The sequence below is a fragment of the Serratia sp. Res13-Sevr-LER1-36-b genome, from assembly GCF_015673035.1.
Taxonomy (GTDB): Bacteria; Pseudomonadota; Gammaproteobacteria; order Enterobacterales; family Enterobacteriaceae; genus Chania; species Chania fonticola_C.
Genome location: NZ_JADACK010000018.1, coordinates 168,850 through 185,486 on the forward strand (window position 1 = coordinate 168,850; position 16,637 = coordinate 185,486).

At 53.5% G+C, this 16,637-nt stretch carries 15 protein-coding genes, 1 tRNA gene and 1 pseudogene; 15 read left to right on the forward strand and 2 right to left on the reverse strand.

The features are described from left to right. Positions 1–119: 119 nt before the first annotated feature. Positions 120–1,025: a LysR family transcriptional regulator gene (locus tag IMQ33_RS12520; RefSeq protein WP_196061907.1), complete on the reverse strand. Its 906-nt coding sequence runs from the start codon at positions 1,023–1,025 to the stop codon at positions 120–122. A 102-nt stretch (positions 1,026–1,127) separates the two neighbouring features. Here IMQ33_RS12520 and IMQ33_RS12525 point away from each other — a divergent pair, with 102 nt between their 5' ends. From IMQ33_RS12525 to IMQ33_RS12550, 6 genes are all read left to right on the forward strand, one after another. Continuing rightward, entirely contained in the window at positions 1,128–1,754 is a 627-nt protein-coding gene (locus tag IMQ33_RS12525; protein ID WP_121607206.1) for a glutathione S-transferase family protein, read from the forward strand. A gap of 1 nt (position 1,755) precedes the next feature. Beyond that, on the forward strand, positions 1,756–2,679 hold the full coding sequence (locus IMQ33_RS12530; RefSeq protein ID WP_196061908.1) for a pyridoxamine 5'-phosphate oxidase family protein: 924 nt from the start codon (positions 1,756–1,758) through the stop codon (positions 2,677–2,679). 173 nt (positions 2,680–2,852) lie between these two features. Beyond that, positions 2,853–3,077 (forward strand): YdcH family protein, encoded by a 225-nt coding sequence (locus tag IMQ33_RS12535; RefSeq protein WP_021180872.1) that lies wholly within the window; start codon positions 2,853–2,855, stop codon positions 3,075–3,077. A 318-nt stretch (positions 3,078–3,395) separates the two neighbouring features. Then, the gene (mtfA, locus tag IMQ33_RS12540; RefSeq protein WP_065683312.1) at positions 3,396–4,184 is read left to right on the forward strand and encodes a DgsA anti-repressor MtfA; all 789 of its coding nucleotides are present in this window, start codon (positions 3,396–3,398) and stop codon (positions 4,182–4,184) included. A 93-nt stretch (positions 4,185–4,277) separates the two neighbouring features. Further along, positions 4,278–4,353 (forward strand) — tRNA-Asn (locus tag IMQ33_RS12545). A 262-nt stretch (positions 4,354–4,615) separates the two neighbouring features. Next, positions 4,616–5,785 carry a histidinol-phosphate transaminase gene (locus tag IMQ33_RS12550; RefSeq protein WP_196061909.1) on the forward strand — a complete coding sequence of 390 codons (1,170 nt, stop codon included), beginning with the start codon at positions 4,616–4,618 and terminating at the stop codon, positions 5,783–5,785. Between the two features lie 197 nt (positions 5,786–5,982). Here the strand turns inward: IMQ33_RS12550 and IMQ33_RS12555 are convergent, their stop codons facing one another. After that, positions 5,983–6,540: a GNAT family N-acetyltransferase gene (locus tag IMQ33_RS12555; RefSeq protein WP_196061910.1), complete on the reverse strand. Its 558-nt coding sequence runs from the start codon at positions 6,538–6,540 to the stop codon at positions 5,983–5,985. Positions 6,541–6,769: 229 nt separating this feature from the next. On the opposite strand from IMQ33_RS12555, the gene IMQ33_RS12560 reads away from it, so the two are divergent. The 9 genes and pseudogenes from IMQ33_RS12560 to gap all read left to right on the forward strand — a co-directional run bounded on the left by IMQ33_RS12560 (position 6,770) and on the right by gap (position 16,586). Continuing rightward, positions 6,770–7,783 carry an LLM class flavin-dependent oxidoreductase gene (locus IMQ33_RS12560; RefSeq protein ID WP_196061911.1) on the forward strand — a complete coding sequence of 338 codons (1,014 nt, stop codon included), beginning with the start codon at positions 6,770–6,772 and terminating at the stop codon, positions 7,781–7,783. A 10-nt stretch (positions 7,784–7,793) separates the two neighbouring features. After that, a complete protein-coding gene (locus IMQ33_RS12565) occupies positions 7,794–8,915 on the forward strand; it encodes an amidohydrolase (RefSeq protein WP_065683308.1) in 1,122 nt (373 codons plus the stop codon). 69 nt (positions 8,916–8,984) lie between these two features. After that, positions 8,985–11,255: pseudogene (locus IMQ33_RS26175) on the forward strand (NtaA/DmoA family FMN-dependent monooxygenase). A 9-nt stretch (positions 11,256–11,264) separates the two neighbouring features. Next, on the forward strand, positions 11,265–11,774 hold the full coding sequence (locus IMQ33_RS12580) for a GNAT family N-acetyltransferase (RefSeq protein WP_065683305.1): 510 nt from the start codon (positions 11,265–11,267) through the stop codon (positions 11,772–11,774). 11 nt (positions 11,775–11,785) lie between these two features. Next, positions 11,786–12,712, forward strand: a complete 927-nt coding sequence (locus IMQ33_RS12585) for an amino acid ABC transporter permease (protein WP_196061913.1) — start codon at positions 11,786–11,788, stop codon at positions 12,710–12,712. Continuing rightward, complete coding sequence (locus IMQ33_RS12590) at positions 12,696–13,475, forward strand: amino acid ABC transporter ATP-binding protein (RefSeq protein WP_196061914.1); 780 nt, start codon at positions 12,696–12,698, stop codon at positions 13,473–13,475. Before IMQ33_RS12585 ends, IMQ33_RS12590 begins: the two co-directional genes overlap by 17 nt. 8 nt (positions 13,476–13,483) lie before the next feature. Next, on the forward strand, positions 13,484–14,377 hold the full coding sequence (locus IMQ33_RS12595; RefSeq protein WP_196061915.1) for an ABC transporter substrate-binding protein: 894 nt from the start codon (positions 13,484–13,486) through the stop codon (positions 14,375–14,377). Positions 14,378–14,517: 140 nt separating this feature from the next. Further along, the gene (locus IMQ33_RS12600; protein ID WP_065683303.1) at positions 14,518–15,498 is read left to right on the forward strand and encodes a GlxA family transcriptional regulator; all 981 of its coding nucleotides are present in this window, start codon (positions 14,518–14,520) and stop codon (positions 15,496–15,498) included. Positions 15,499–15,575: 77 nt separating this feature from the next. Continuing rightward, complete coding sequence (gene gap, locus IMQ33_RS12605; RefSeq protein ID WP_065683302.1) at positions 15,576–16,586, forward strand: type I glyceraldehyde-3-phosphate dehydrogenase; 1,011 nt, start codon at positions 15,576–15,578, stop codon at positions 16,584–16,586. Positions 16,587–16,637: the final 51 nt, after the last annotated feature.

Genomic DNA, 16,637 nt, shown 5'->3' on the forward strand with positions numbered 1-16,637 from the left:
ATTTTTTCGGACAATAAGTTTCACTGGTTAAACATTTCGAGGTTATTTTAAAGTTTCATCCATGAAACTCGAAAATAAATTGATGGTAAAGAAATAAGTGGGCACAGCATACGCCGCCCCTACGGGCGAGCCGGTTGTATTTGCGCAATTTGGCTGAGGTGCTGATAGGCGTAATCCCAAAAGGTACGCACCTTCAGCGGCATGTATTGCACGTTATTCGCCACCAGTTGCACCGGCAATGGCAGGGGCTCGTAGGCGGCCAACAACCGCACCAGCGTACCATTGGCCAGATCGTCCGCCACCTGATAAGACAGTAGCCGGGCAATCCCCTTTCCTGCCCGCACTGCCAACAGTTGAGTTTCCACCTCGTTCAACAACAAGCGCGGCGTCAAACGTACTCGCTCACCGTTTTCGTTAGGCCCAAAGCGCCATTCTCCTGACGTCGGACGTAGAGTGCCGACAATAGTGTCATGATCGCTCAACTGCGCCGGTTCCAGCGGCTCCCCGCGTTGCGCCAGATAGGCTGGGCTAGCCACGGTGACGCGTGTCACCTCTCCGAGCTTACGCGCCACCTTGGAGGAATCTTGTAAATGCCCGATGCGCACCGCCACGTCCAGCCCTTCATCGATCAGCTCCAGATTGCGGTCATTTAACTGCATGTCGATCTGGATTTGCGGGTAACGTTCGAGAAAAGTCATCACCATCGGTGCCACGTGCTTGCGCCCGAACTGCACCGGCGAAGTAATACGCAGCAACCCGCTCAGTTGAGCCTCTGCGGTATCCATTACCGCGTCTTGATAGTCATGCAACAGAGCACGCGCGCGTTCGGCTAAGCGCAACCCGGCCTCCGTGGGTGCCAGACGCCGGGTCGTGCGTTCCACCAACCGCGCACCAAACCGCTGCTCCAAAGAAGCGATAGCTCGGGTCACCGCCGGAGCAGAACGGCGCAGCTTGCGGGCCGCACCGGCCAAACTCCCTTGTTGGATCACCGCCACAAAAATCGCCAACTCATCCAAACGATCCATAGACTATTCCGCCAAGTGAAATTATCAATTGCCATCTTCCCGGATACCCATCATCTGGCGCAAGAGTATTCTGATCAGGAAGACTATATAAGGAGACTCACTATGCAAACGTTGAAACTGTACGGCACCCCGGCCTCTGGCCATTGCCACCGCGTCGAGCTGCTGCTGCGGATGCTCGAGCTGCCTTATGAGTATTGCGAAGCCCCAGCAACGGTGCGCCAAAGCGAGGCGTTCCTGCGGCTTAATCCCATTGGGCAGATCCCGGTATTATTGGCCGATGGGCAGGTATTGACCGACAGCAACGCCATCATGGTGTACCTGGTGAAACGCTATGCGCCAGATAGCCACTGGTTGCCAGAAGATCCGTTGGCGGCCGCCCAGGTGCAAGCCTGGCTTTCCAAAGCGGCCGGAGAGGTGCGCTATGGCCCCGCATCTTGCCGGATGGTGGTGCAATTTTCTGCGCCAGAGAACTACCAGTCTGCACAAGCCATCAGCGCACGCTTTTTAGCCCAGTTAGAGCAACACTTGGCAGAACGCGAGTTTTTGGCAACGTCTTTGCCGACGATTGCCGATCTGGCCTGTTACAGCTACGTGGCGGTCGCCCCAGAAGGTGGGCTTTCCCTCAAGACCTTCGCGGCAATCCAGCGTTGGTTAGATCGTATTGCCGCTCTGCCCGGGTTCTTCCGTATGCCTGCGTTACCCCTGCCTGACCAGGCTGTAGGCCAATAACATGTCTTCCTCCATGTTTCACCCCGATGAGCAGTTGGCTCAGGTTCTGGCCGGTTTTGATGCGGTGAGCGGGAATATCTACACCGCCATGCCTGAGCAACATCGCGAGTTCTTCGCTCATCTGCCCTACCTGTTTGTTGCCACTCTGGATGAGCGGCAGTGGCCGGTTGCTACGTTGTTCAGTGGCCCCGCCGGTTTTTTGCGATCGCCGGATGAAACACATTTGCGGATCGTTTCGCCACGCCGTGCGGACGATCCTGCTCAGGCCGCACTCTATCCCGGCCAGCCCGTCGGCGCATTAGGATTAGATTTCAGTAACCGCAGGCGCAACCGGGTTAACGGCGTCATTAGCCGCACGGACAAAAACCGCGTGGAGATTGCGGTGCAACAAAGCTTTGGCAACTGCCCGCAGTACATTCAACGGCGAGAGCTGTTCGCCGAGCCGAGCGTTGCCGCACCCATTGAGCCGTTGAGTTCGTTAGATGATCAGGCCCGGCAGTTGATCCAACAGGCGGATACCTGCTTTGTGGCCAGCTATGCTCACGGTGATTTAGCGCAAGGTGGCGTGGATATCTCGCATCGCGGTGGTAAACCGGGGTTCATCCATCTGGCTGGTGAAACCCTGTGGATGCCGGATTTTCGCGGTAACCGCTATATGAACACGCTGGGTAATCTGTTGGCTCAGCCACGGGCTGCACTACTGTTTATCGATTTTACACACGGGGACATTCTGCATTTGCAGGGGAAAACCCAGATTTTATGGCAGGCAGAAAATGCAGCCGTCGAAGGTGCCGAGCGCTACTGGCGGTTTGATATCACCAGTGCGTGGCGTTTTCGCCAGGCACTGGGCTGGCGCGGCAGAAACGTTGAGTTCTCTCCGGCAACGTTACGCACGGGTATTTGGCAAAATCACGTAGAAAGCTAAGCGGGCGCAGTATGCGGCGCCCATCCCCATTCAGCAACATTGCCACGCTGTCATCAATCTGCACAGCAGGATCTATTTTTGCTAGCTAGCGCCATTTTAAATAAATCCACGCTGGGTTACAGTGAAAGTGGAGAAGCCCTCCAGTGTACAGTTTGACTCAAAGGAGCTTGAGTATGTTTCCAGAATACCGTGAGTTAATATCGCACCTGAAATCAAGCCACCCCCGCTTCCAGTCATTGTTTGATAAGCACAACCAACTCGACCACCAAATCTCCAGGTTAGAAGGACCGGCAGGCAACGGCTACTCTGACGAGGTAGTCCGCTTGAAAAAAGAGAAGCTACATATCAAGGATGAGTTACACAAAATACTAAAGGCAGAGGAAGCCGCAGCCAAGTAGCGCACGTCGATCCCCGCGCTACTGCGGGGATCACCGCTTGAGCTCCATTAAGCCCATTTGAATAAAATTGCTTATTTAACGCTTCGGATTCTATTCTTCGGGACTTTGGTCACAGACAAACTTAAGCGTAAGTGATTGAATAGTAGCGCAGAGAGGGTTTTAAATCCTCGCAGTGGGCAAAGCCCTGACAGTGTGCAAGGCCGTCCCGTTCGCCACCCCGTTATCTCTGCGTGAAACGCTTGCTATAGAGCCCCCTTTTGCGGCATGTTGACGCTATCAGCCCCAGCCGAATGTTCCAGTGACCCTTAGAGCAACGCAATGATTAAATGGCCGTGGAAAGCAAATCAAGCGCAGGCGGAAACGTTTGCCGACTGGCAGGAAGCTCTGTCCATCCCCCTACTCTCACCGTTGGATGAGCAAGAGCAGCGGCGTTTGGTAGCGGTTGCCAGCCAGATTTTGCAAAATAAACGCATCGTGCCTTTACAAGGGTTGGAACTGACATCCCTGATGCAGGCGCGTATTGCCCTGCTGTTTGCATTGCCGGTGATGGAACTGGGGGCAGAATGCCTGGACGGTTTTAACGAAGTCCTGCTCTACCCAACCCCCTTCGTGGTGGAAGATGAATGGCAGGATGATATTGGTCTGGTGCATTCCGGGCCGGTGGTACAAGCGGGCCAAAGCTGGGAGCAGGGACCTATCGTGCTCAACTGGCTAGACGTGCAAGACTCCTTCGACCTTTCCGGCTTCAACCTGGTGATCCATGAGGCGGTGCACAAGCTGGATATGCGTAATGGCGGCACCGCTACCGGCGTGCCCCCAATCCCGCTGCGCGATATCGCCGCTTGGGAATACGATTTACACGCCGCGATGGAAAACCTGCAGGATGAAATCGATATGGTGGGTGAAGAAGCTGCCAGCATGGATGCCTACGCCGCCAGCGATCCGGCAGAGTGCTTTGCCGTGCTTTCCGAGTATTTCTTTAGCGCCCCAGAGCTGCTGGCCAACCGCTTCCCCGCGTTGTACGAGCACTTCTGCCGCTTCTACAAACAAAACCCGCTGGCCCGTTTGCAGCGTTGGTATGCAGACAGCGAGCCACAACGGGACTGAGTTTGCTCAGATGATGAGCTGTCGCACCCCCAGAATCAATTTTGCGTTGACACGATCTGAACGGCTGGATATGATGCGCCCCGTTCACACAATTCCTCTGTAGTTCAGTCGGTAGAACGGCGGACTGTTAATCCGTATGTCACTGGTTCGAGTCCAGTCAGAGGAGCCATATTTAGAAAAGCCCGCTTAGGCAACTAAGCGGGCTTTTTGCTATCTCTGAAGCAATGCCACCCCGAATCGAATCGCCGATGACGCGGGCAAGCTGGCACCGTCTGGAAGTCTGAAGACATGCATCATGGTGCAATCTTGCGTTCACCGTGGTGCAAAATAGTGTGCCCAATAGTATAAATATCGATAAATCAATAAATTGAAAACTGGCATGATTCCTGCGTGATCGCCTTGCAGTTATTTTACGACAAGGAGAAAACGTTATGTCAACACACACTGTGGTAAATGCACAGCGTCGTCAATTCTTAAAACTCTCGGTAGCTCTAGCTGGCACTGTCACATTGGCAGGCCTTAGCCACCCTACATTGGCAGAAAAACTACCCGCAAGTGATACCTTCGCTGTTCCTACTGCCGATAAACCCATTCGTATTAACTTTAACGAAAATGCGCTCGGCATGTCACCCAAGGCACAGGCTGCCGCGCGTGATGCCGTCACCAAAGCCAATCGTTATGCCAAAGAAGAAATAATCACCCTAAGGCACAAGCTAGCCAATCAGTATCAGATACCAGAAACTGGCATTTTACTGACTGCGGGTTCTTCAGAAGGTATACGTGCGTCGATAGAAGCGTATGCCACACCGGACTCACAGTTGGTGATCCCGGAGCTGACTTACGGCGACGGTGAACATTTCGCCGTCATTGCGGGTATGAAAATCACGAAAGTACCGATGCTTGATGGGTGGCAATTTGATATCAATGGATTAAAACAAGCCGTGGAAAAGCATAAAGGCCCATCGCTAGTCTATTTGGTCAATCCCAACAATCCGACTGCAACGATTACTCCGGCCGATCTGATCGAACCCTGGATTAATAGCAAACCGGCTAACACGATATTTATTGTTGATGAAGCCTATGCGGAATTTGTTAACGACCCCCGTTTTCGTTCAGTTTCACCATTGGTAAAACAGGGTGCCGATAATGTGATTCTGTTGAAAACCTTTTCGAAGATTTTTGCCATGGCCGGAATGCGTGTCGGTTATGTGGTAGCACACCCGACAGTGATTGCCCGTCTTGAAAATTATGTTGCAGGAGAAAAGATCAACTTCTGCGGGGTAGATGCCGCTTTAGCTTCAATGGATGATCAAGCCTTCATCCACTACAGCAAAAAAAGCAATGATACCTCGCGACAAATTTTGCTACAGGCCCTGGATACGCTGAAAATCCCTTACCTGCCTTCCGAGGGAAATTTTGTATTTCATAAGCTGGATGTATCACTGAAAGACTATCAGCAGCACATGAAAGATGCAGGGATTCTAATTGGTCGGGCATTCCCACCTGCGCAAAGCTGGTGCCGAATTTCGCTAGGGACACCTCAGGAAATGGCGTTTGTTGCAAAAACCATGCTCGACTTCCGTTCCAGAGGCTGGATATAACGAATGGCCCAGAAGCAATCAGGTTATTGCTCCTGGGCCAGATCCCCCCTCTGCGACGGATCCTGGGGCCCCAGGTTCACTGGTTTTTCTGACCATGGATATGTGTATAACTCAATGACCTTTACCATATATCATTTTTATAACCGTTAAACTTCAAACGTAATAATTCATCATGAACACAAATAAATACTTCAACACTAGCCGTTTAAAACAGTTGTCTTTTTAGACAGTGCATAGTAATTCTCCCTATCTGGAAATTCATATTTTTCAAATCCAAGCCCCACCAGCGAATCTATCCTTCCTTTAGCTAACGGAATAGCTTTTGTGATTATGCTTTCAACACCAAACTCTTCAAAGAAATTTTCAGCACACAAGAGGAAAATTTCATTTAGGTATATTTCATTTTCATAACATGACAATATATCCAATCTCAAAACCCCTGTGTTAACCTTATAAGCACCAACCGATCCAAACATTTCTATAGTTCCTACCGCAAGGTTTTTTTCTTTATTCACTATTGAAAATCTTACAAACTCCTCACGATCATAACAACCAAGCCAACCTATTATTGAATTTTTCATTTCTTCTATCGTATTAAAATTGAAGTTGCCAGCACACATATCCGAATTGAAATGAGGTCTAGAGTTAACATCCGAATAGCATTTCAACAGACTTTCTGCATCATCTATTGAAATAAGGCGTATAATAAAATTAGATGTTTCATACGTTTTACATTCTTTGTATGGATTGTTCATTGTTAACTCCTTTGTATTGTCAAATTTATAATATACCTGATAATTTTCAAGATACATGTGACTTTGTTGAATAAATCGGCGTTAAAAGTTGACTACTGCGTCACCTGATGATGGGCTTTGTTGTTGATGCTTTCCCACTATTTAGCTAACCAAATGTAAATAAATTGTTTCCCCCAGCCTGCCCGGCGTTCCAATAATAAAACCATGTTAATTGGAACGAGTGTATGACATGTCTTATCGAATCAGCCTGCTGGATAAAAGCCCGGTTGCAGCAACGGAAACCGCGTCTGATGCCTTGCAGCGCACGCTGTACCTGGCAAAACAGGCCGAAACCTGGGGTTATCATCGTTTCTGGATTGCTGAACACCACAATACTCCTCACCTCGCCAGCCCTTCACCGGAACTGGTGATTGCCTGGATCCTTGGCCAGACTCGCCATATCCGCGTGGGTTCAGGCGGCGTAATGCTACAGCACTACAGCCCGTATAAGGTGGCTGAAAACTTCAACCTGCTGGCCTCGTTGGCACCTGGCCGTATCGATCTTGGCGTGGGTAAGGCCCCGGGCGGATTGCCATTGGCAACTCAAGCGCTGCAACAAGGTCTTCATCAGCAAGAGAAAGGCTCGTTTGCCGACCAGCTTGCGCAGCTTGATAACTGGCTCTCGTTGCCCGCCACAGACGAAGGAGATGAAGCCGTGCGAGCCACCCCCACCCCGTCGCATATTGCAGACCGTTTCCTGCTAGGAGCCAGCAACGAGAGCGCTTTGCTGGCGGCACAACTGGGCTGGAATTTCGTTTTCGCGGCTCATCTTAATGGCGATAAGTCCCTGATGAGGGAAGTCCTTACTACCTGGCGAAACCACAGCCAACGCGACACGCTGGTGGCCGTGCAGGTGATTGTGGCCGCGAGCGAAGCTGAGGCAACCGCGCTGGCGGCTCAGGGGGAGATATGGGGGGTTGAGCTTGAGAATGGTCAGCGTGTGACCGTGGCCAGCGAAGCTCAGGCCCAGGCCTTTGCACGCCAGGCGGGTAGCCCAGCCCGACTGATTGAACAACGTACCCGCTCGCTGATTAAAGGCACCGCCGCAACCGTCCGTGCAGAGCTTTCCGCCTTGCAGCAGACGTTTGGAATTGACGAATTCATCATTGATACCCCGATCGCCGAGGGAGCGGCGCGGATCGCTTCATTACGCCTGCTCGCAGAAGGTATTGCGAACTACGCCACCGAAAATGAATCCGCCTAAAGGGTAAAAGATGACATTTGGACAGCAACTCATTGACTGGCGGCGCGAGCTGCATCGCAACCCGGAACTTTCCGGACAGGAAATCGCCACCACCGCGCGGCTGCGCCACTGGCTCGAATCCGCCGGGCTGCGTCTACTGCCGTATGATCTCGCTACGGGTGTTGTGGCCGAGGTCGGCCAAGGCGAGAACGTCATCGCCTTACGTGCGGATATTGACGCCTTACCGATTGAGGAAGCGACAGGAGCCCCTTTCAGTTCACGCAATAAGGGGGTTATGCATGCCTGCGGACATGATGTTCACAGCAGCGTGATCCTGGGGGCGGCATTGCTGCTGAAAGCACGTGAAGCGCAGCTTACTGGCCGGGTACGGTTGCTGTTTCAACCTGCGGAAGAAAACTTCACTGGTGCCAGGATGTTGATACAGGCTGGCGTTCTGCAGGGCGTGAGCGCCATTTTTGGCATGCATAATGAACCCGGTCTGCCGGTCGGAACCTTCGCCACCAGAGGGGGGCCTTTTTATGCCAACGTCGATCGCTTCGTGATTGGCGTGAAAGGCAAAGGAGCCCATGCGGCGCGTCCTCATGAGGGCGTAGATGCGATAGTACTGGCCAGCCAACTGGTGACGGCGTTTCAGAACATCACCAGCCGCAACATTAATACGCTGGAGTCCGCCATTGTCAGCGTAACCCGAATTCAAGGCGGTAATACCTGGAACGTGTTACCCGAAAAGGTTGAGCTAGAGGGCACGATACGCACGCACTCTGCCGATGTTCAGCGCCAGGTTGAAGGGCATATCCGGCAGATTGCAGCCGGGTTGGCTGCCGCTTTCGGCGCAGAGATTGAGGTGGTGTGGTTTGCCGGACCGACCATGCTGATCAACGACGAAAAATGGGCAGCCTTTGCAACCGAAGTCGCTCAGGCTGAAGGGTATAAAACCCAGACCGCCGCCTTGCATATGGGGGGCGAGGATTTTGCCGCCTATCTGCACCAGATCCCCGGGGCGTTTGTCAGCATCGGCAGCGCCAGTGAATACGGCCTGCATCACCCGGCATTTAGCCCTGATGAAGCCTTGATTGAAGATGCCGCACGCTATTTTTCGGCGTTGGCCGAAAGAGCGCTGCAAGCTATCTGACAGAGTAAATCAATATCAAGGGGATCTATATCCCTTGGAAAATCTATTGTCTGAAAATGAGGGGTAAACATGTCTTTAAAACGACAACTGCGCCTGGGTTCAATATTACACGGCGCGTCTGGCAATATGTCTGCATGGCGACACCCGGCAGCACAGGCAGATGCCAGCATTAATTTTGACTTTGTGAAAAATACGGCCATCAAGGCCGAAGAGGGAAAGCTTGATTTCCTGTTTGTGGCTGACGGCCTTTACATTAATGAGAAATCCATACCACATTTTTTAAATCGCTTTGAGCCACTGACGGTATTATCTGCACTCGCCGCCATTACCAGCCGTTTGGGATTGGTGGGCACCGTATCGACTTCCTACAGTGACCCCTTCACCGTGGCTCGTCAATTTGCCAGCCTGGACCATCTGAGCAACGGCAGAGCTGGCTGGAACGTAGTGACCTCACCGCTGGAAGGGTCGGCGAAGAACTTTTCCCGCGAAAAGCATCCTGAGCATGCATTGCGTTACCGCATTGCCGATGAATACCTGGATGTGGTGAAAGGACTTTGGGATTCTTGGGAAGAAGATGCATTTACTCGCGATAAAGCCACAGGCCAATATTTTGATCCTGCTAAATTACACACGCTGGATCACCACGGTGATTTTTTCCAGGTGGCTGGCCCACTGAATATTGGCCGCACGCCACAAGGTCGCCCCATTATATTTCAGGCTGGCGCTTCGGATGATGGAAAGAAATTAGCGGCGCGCCATGCTGATGCTATTTTCACCCACCATGAAACGCTGGAGGCGGCACAGGAGTTTTATCGTGACGTAAAAAGCCAGCTTGAACGCTTTGGCCGCAGCCCGGAGGAACTGCATATTTTCCAGGGTGTCAGCCTGATTGTCGGAAAAAATGCCGAGGATGTTGAACGCCAGTATCAGGTGACCGCAGCCCTGGTTTCCATCAAAGACGCGCTCAACTACCTTGGCCGTTATTTTGAGCACCACGATTTCAGCCAATACCCTCTGGATGCGCCCTTCCCCGATGTGGGTGAACTCGGGCAAAACAGCTTTCGCAGCACCACCGATGAAATCAAGCGTAATGCCCGCGAACGTGGCCTGACGTTGCGCCAGGTAGCGCTGGAAGCCGCAACTCCCCGCCCACGCTTTCACGGTACGGCGCAACAGGTTGCCGATGGCCTGCAACACTGGTTCGAAACCTTTGCAGCAGACGGTTTTATTATCCAGGGCGGTACGCCAGATACCTTCCCGCGTTTTGTCGATGAAGTGGTGCCCGTACTGCAAGCGCGCGGCCTTTTCCGTACGGAATACCTGGGCACGACATTGCGTGAAAGTTTGGGTCTGACTTCGCCGGCCAACCAGTTCGCACCGCAATAAACCAATAACGATAAAAGAGACAACGCTATGCAGAAAACCCTATTACTCCTGGCGCTGGCGCTTAGCCCTGCCGCCTGGGCACAAAGTGTGACGATTAACGGCGCGGGCGTCAGCCTTGAGGCGAACAAAGCGCCGATCAATACCAAGATCAATCCGCAGGCGGTGGCCCAATTGCCGCAGGGTTATCACTTTGCCGTCCCTGGTAAATTCACCGTCGCGGTGTCAGCGCTCAATTCGCCGCCGCTGACTGTGTTTGCCGAAGATAACAAAACGCTATTGGGCAGCGAGGTCGATATCGCCCGCCTGGTAGCGGATAGCCTGGGGCTGGAACTTAACGTCGTTCCGACTTCCTGGGAGGATTGGCCACTTGGCGTTTATTCCGGCAAATATGATGCCGCTATCAGCAATATTACCGTTACCAAGGAGCGCAAAGAGAGGTTCGACTTCGCCACTTACCGTAAAGATTCCCTCGGGTTCTACGTTAAGTCCGATAGCCCGATCAAGTCCATTGAGAAGGCAGAAGACATTGCCGGGCTGCGCATTATCGTCGGTTCTGGCACCAACCAGGAAGCCATTCTTCTGGCCTGGGATCAGGCAAATCAGCAGAAAGGGTTGAAGCCTTTTACCCCAATTTATACCAAAGATGACGCAGCCCAAACGCTGGCACTGCAGTCTGGGCGCGCCGATGCCTTCTTTGGCCCGAACGTGACTGGAGCCTGGAAGGCGGCACTCACTGGCAAAACCCGTCTGGCCGGGAGTGTGGACGGTGGCTGGCCAAAAGCGGCACATATCGCCGTGACGCTGAAAAAAGGCAGCGGCCTGGTAGCACCGGTACAAACCGCGCTGAATGGCGTTATCCACAATGGGGATTATGAAAAAGTGCTTAACCGCTGGGGAGAAGGCATTGAGCGCCTTTCGGCCTCCGAGATCAACCCGGCAGGATTAGGCGATTAAGGGGGCCACATGAGTGACGTATTTCGTGATGTTTCGCCTGAAGCCAAAGAGTTGCAACCGATTATCAACGGATTATTCGGCGAATATGCCGCCCGCTATGGCGACTATTTCTCCCGCGATGCCGAAGTGGAGTTGGTGCAATGGTATCTGCCGCCGCAGGGGTTGTTTCTGGTGCTGGAGCGTGATGGCGAAATCATTGCGACCGGTGCATACAAACCTTTTGACCCGCATACCGCAGAGCTGAAACGTATCTGGACACATCCGTCACTGCGCCAACAGGGCCTGGCGGGCCGTGTGGTACGGGAACTGGAACGTCGTGCCTTGCTGGCGGGTTATAGCCGCGTCTATCTCACCACCGGATTTCGCCAGCCGGAAGCCGTGCAGCTTTATCTGGGGCAAGGATACGAACCGCAGTTCGACATTCACCGCGACCATGAAGAGTACAGCGTACCGCCCTATGACGGCCGCCTGCGTTTTATCAAAACGCTGACCTTCGCCAGTCAAAGCAATATTGCCTGAGGAACCCACCGATGAATTCATCTTCCAGCATTAAAGTGGTTCCGGCGCGTTATCCGCTTCGCACCGCTGGGGCCGTCGTGGCGCTGTTTGTATTGGCGATCGTCGTCCAGTCGATCGCCTTCAATCCTCGCTGGGAATGGGCGGTTTTTGCCCGCTGGTTCTTTGATCCGGTGATCCTCTCGGGGGTAGCGCAGACCTTGCTGCTGACGCTGCTAGGCACCGTACTCAGCCTGATCATCGGTGGTGCGCTCGCGCTGTCGAGGCTATCGTCCTCCTGGCTGTTAAACAGCCTGGCATGGGGCTATATCTGGCTGTTCCGTTCTCTACCGCTGATCGTGGTGCTGATTATTCTGTACAACTTTTCTTACCTGTACGAGCGGCTTTCCATCGGCATTCCCTTTACCGATATTGCTTTCGGCAGCTTTGCCACCATCAACGTGCTCGGCCAGTTCTCCACCGCAGTGGTGGGGTTAACGCTGGTACAAAGTGCCTATACGGCAGAGATCATTCGCGGTGGTTTTCTGGGTGTCGATCACGGTCAATATGAGGCCGCAGCTGCGCTAGGCTTACCCGCCTGGCGGCGTACCTTGCGTATTATTCTACCTCAGGCGCTGCGTACCATTCTGCCTGCCGGTTTCAACGAAATTATCAGCCTCGCCAAAGGGACTGCGATGGTTTACGTCTTAGCCATGCCAGAGCTGTTTTATACCATCCAGATGATTTACAACCGCACTCAGGAAGTGATCCCCCTATTGATGGTGGGTGCCGTCTGGTATCTGGCAATCACCAGCGTGTTATCGCTGCTGCAACACGTCGTCGAGCGCTGGTTGGCACGCAGCGAACGCCGCTCCGCCGTTAATCAGGAAGCGGGCAAACAGAACCCATCGCATCAGACTGCCCCAACTGCACCGGAGGTGATCCATGTCCCCATCGCATAACACCCAAGGCCACATCTCCATTACCGGCGTCAGCAAGGCTTTTGGCCGTCATAAGGCGCTGGATAACGTTTCTCTGGAAATTCCACCCGGGTCGGTAACGGTGATCCTCGGGCCGTCCGGCTCAGGAAAGTCGACGCTGTTACGCACCATTAACCATCTGGAGCGCGTTGATGAAGGCTTTATTCAGATTGATGGCGACTACATCGGCTACCGTCTGTCGGGCGATAAGCTTTACGAACTGAAGGAGAAAGAGATCCTGCGTCAGCGCATCAACGTAGGGTATGTGTTTCAGAACTTCAATCTGTTCCCGCACCTCACCGTGCTGGAAAACCTGATTGAAGCCCCAATCGCCCATGGTCATCTGAACCGCCAGGACGCCATTAAGCAAGCGCTTGAACTGTTAGATGTGGTGGGCCTGCGCGATAAAGCCGATTCCTGGCCGCGTCATCTGTCTGGCGGCCAACAGCAACGCATTGCGATTGCACGTGCACTGGCACTGCGCCCGCGCGTCATGCTGTTTGACGAACCCACCTCTGCACTGGACCCGGAGCTGGTGGGGGAAGTGCTTGACGTTATCAAGAAGCTTGCCCGCTCCGGTACCACGCTGGTGGTGGTAACGCACGAGATTAGTTTTGCCCGGGAGGTAGCCGATCAGGTGGTGTTTATGGTTGATGGCAAGATCGTTGAACAAGGCCACAGCGAGGCGGTGCTCAAACGCCCGCAGCACCCTCGCACCCGTCAATTCTTATCTAAAGTCCTTTAAGGGAAAAAATGAAATATACATTTCTGGCGCTGGTCTGGTTCAGTTCCGTCGCCTTGGCACAAGGGAATATCGATCTGGCTGCCAATGAACAACCGCTCCGCACAGCTAAAAATCCGCAGGCCATCAGTAAGATCCCAGCAGATTACCGCTTCGTAGAGCCAGGGACGCTGACGGTAGCCATCTCCGCGCTCAATTCACCACCGCTAGCGCTGTTGGCCAGCGACAATAAAACGCGCATCGGCAGCGATCCGGACGTTGCGCGGCTACTCGCCGACAGCCTGGGGCTAAAGCTGAAGTTGATCCCAACCGCCTGGGAAGACTGGCCACTGGGGATCACTTCTGGCCGCTATGACGTTGCGCTAGTCAACATTGCCGTCACGGAACAGCGCAAGACCAAATTTGATTTTGCCACTTATCGCGCTGACTCACTGGCGTTCTCGGTCAAATCGACCAGCGATATTCAATCTATCAGTAAGCCCGAGGATGTGGCGGGGCTGCGGGTGATTGTCGGCTCCGGTACCAACCAGGAGAGAATTCTGCTGGGTTGGAACGAGCAGAATCAACGTGAGGGCCTGAAACCCGCACAGCCGATTTATCTGACCGATGACGCCTCAGGCAATCTTTATATTCAGTCTGGACGGGCAGATGTCATGTTCGGCCCGCAGTCGGTAGCCGCCTACAAAGCAGCGCTGACGGGCCAAACCCGCGTGGTCGGGCTGGGGCCAAAGAAAGCCTATGTGGCCACCACCACCAAAAAGGGCAACGGGCTGGTTCATGCCCTACAGGCAGCGCTAGACGGTACGATAGCGCAAGGTGAGTATCAACAGGTGCTGGCGCGCTGGGGTGAGCAAGGGGAAGGCGTTGCAGTATCCGAAGTAAATCCCCCCGGGATCTCATACTAAGCCAAGTGGGCGCTGCATGCGGCGCCCCCTACGCTGGAACATGTTCGTCCCCTAAAAGTCAACATTGCCACTTTGTCCGTCACCCTCCCCCCCACACAGCCCACGCTTGACTTATTTTGTCTAATTTGTATTTTAAGGACATGCACACCTTTTTGATTATCGTCCCCGAAGGGGGCATGTTATTCGAGCCTACGGGCATTGCCGATATCCTGATGCAAGCCAACCGCTTGAGGCCGACGGATGCCGCGCAACCACCGTATCGGGTGTCGATTGCCACGACCCAGGCGCACCGCGTGATCCATGGGGGCTCGGGGCTGAATCTACTGGCCGATCATCGTCTCGCTGACCTTGACCCTACGCTGCCGCATGACACCATTATGATCACTGGCAGAGGTATGAGCGTTGAGGAAAGCGATATCGTCGTCAATTGGCTGCGTCAGGCTGCGCCGTATGCACGGCGGATCGTATCGATTTGCGGCGGTGCGTGGCTATTGGCTGAGGCCGGTCTGCTGGATGGGCGCCGTGCCACCACGCACTGGCGGTTACTGGAAGCGATGCAAGCTCAATTCCCCAGCGTCCACGTTGAGAAAGGCCCGATTTATCTTCAGGACGGCAATATCTGGACCTCCGCTGGCGTCAGTTCGGGCTTCGATCTCACCTTGGCTTTAGTGGAAGACGATCACAGCTTCACGTTAGCGCGCGATGTCGCCCAAGACTTGGTGATGTTCCTGCGCCGCCCCGGAGGACAATCTCAGTTCAGCCGTTTTCTGCTCAGCCAAGCCTGCTCGCCTGGCCCAATCCGTGACCTGCAAACGTGGATACTGCAAAATCTGTCCGGCGATTTATCCGTTGAAAGGCTGGCGGAACACGTGGCCATGAGCCCAAGGAATTTTACCCGCGTTTTCACCCGTGAAACCGGGATCAGCCCCGCCAAGTATGTGGAAGAAGTCCGCCTCGACGTAGCACGGCAACACCTGGAACAAAGCTCGGATAAGCTCGAACAAATCGCCAGCGCCACGGGTTTTGGCAACAGCCTCAACCTGCGTCGCGTGTTTGAAAGAAATCTACAACTCACACCGTCAGATTATCGAGAGCGTTTTCACGCTCGCAACATGTCCTAAATTGATTGTTTTTTGTCATTTACGCCAAATCACCCACGCACTATTTTGGAACCAGATAACTCACCTAGGAGCACATCATGGTCAAAGTAGGCATTAATGGATTTGGTCGAATTGGCAGAAACGTACTGCGCGCCGCGCTGGGTCGCAATGACTTTCAGGTAGTGGCAATCAATGACCTGACCGACAGCAAAACCCTGGCTCATCTTCTGAAATACGACTCGCTGCAAGGCACATTGGCCGCCAGTGTTGAAGCCTCTGAAGGGCAGTTACTCGTGGATGGCCAAACCATCCACGTCTTCTCCGAGCGCGATCCAGGCGCTATTGCATGGAGCAGCGTGGGTGTTGATGTAGTTATCGAAGCCACTGGATTCTTCACCGACAAAGCCAAAGCTGAAGTACACATCACCAAGGGTGGCGCAAAACGGGTGATTTTATCTGCGCCTGGTAAAGACGATGACATCACGGTCGTGATGGGTGTCAACCATGAGAAATACGATCCCGCCTTGCATAAAGTGGTCAGCAATGGCAGCTGTACAACTAACGGTTTGGCACCGGCTGCACAGGTTCTGCACCAAAGCTTCGGTATTGAACATGGTTTGATGAACACCACCCATGCCTATACCAACAGCCAGGCCTTGCACGATCAACCGGAAAAAGATCTGCGCGGAGCCCGTGCCGCCGCACTGTCTATCGTGCCTTATTCTAGCGGCGCGGCTAAAGCGCTCGGTAAAGTGATCCCGGAATTGGACGGACGCCTGACCGGCTATTCACTGCGGGTGCCAGTACCCGTGGTGTCTATTGTTGATCTGACCGTCACGCTCAAACGTGAAGTGACGGTAGAAGAAGTGAACGCGGCATTTCGCAAAGCGGCAACCTCAGGTCCGTTGCAAGATATCTTGGGCTACAGCGATGAGCCTTTGGTATCGAGCGACTATCAGGGTGACCCTCGTTCATCAATTATCGACGGGCTGTCTACGCTGGTCATCGGCGGCAATCTGGTGAAGATCCTCGCATGGTATGACAACGAATGGGCCTTCTCTAACCGTCTGGTTGATCTGGCTGTTTTGATGGACCAACGCGGTTTGTAATTTCTCTAAGCGGGCGCTCTATATGCAGCGCCCCTCCTCGTCCCCCTCCTC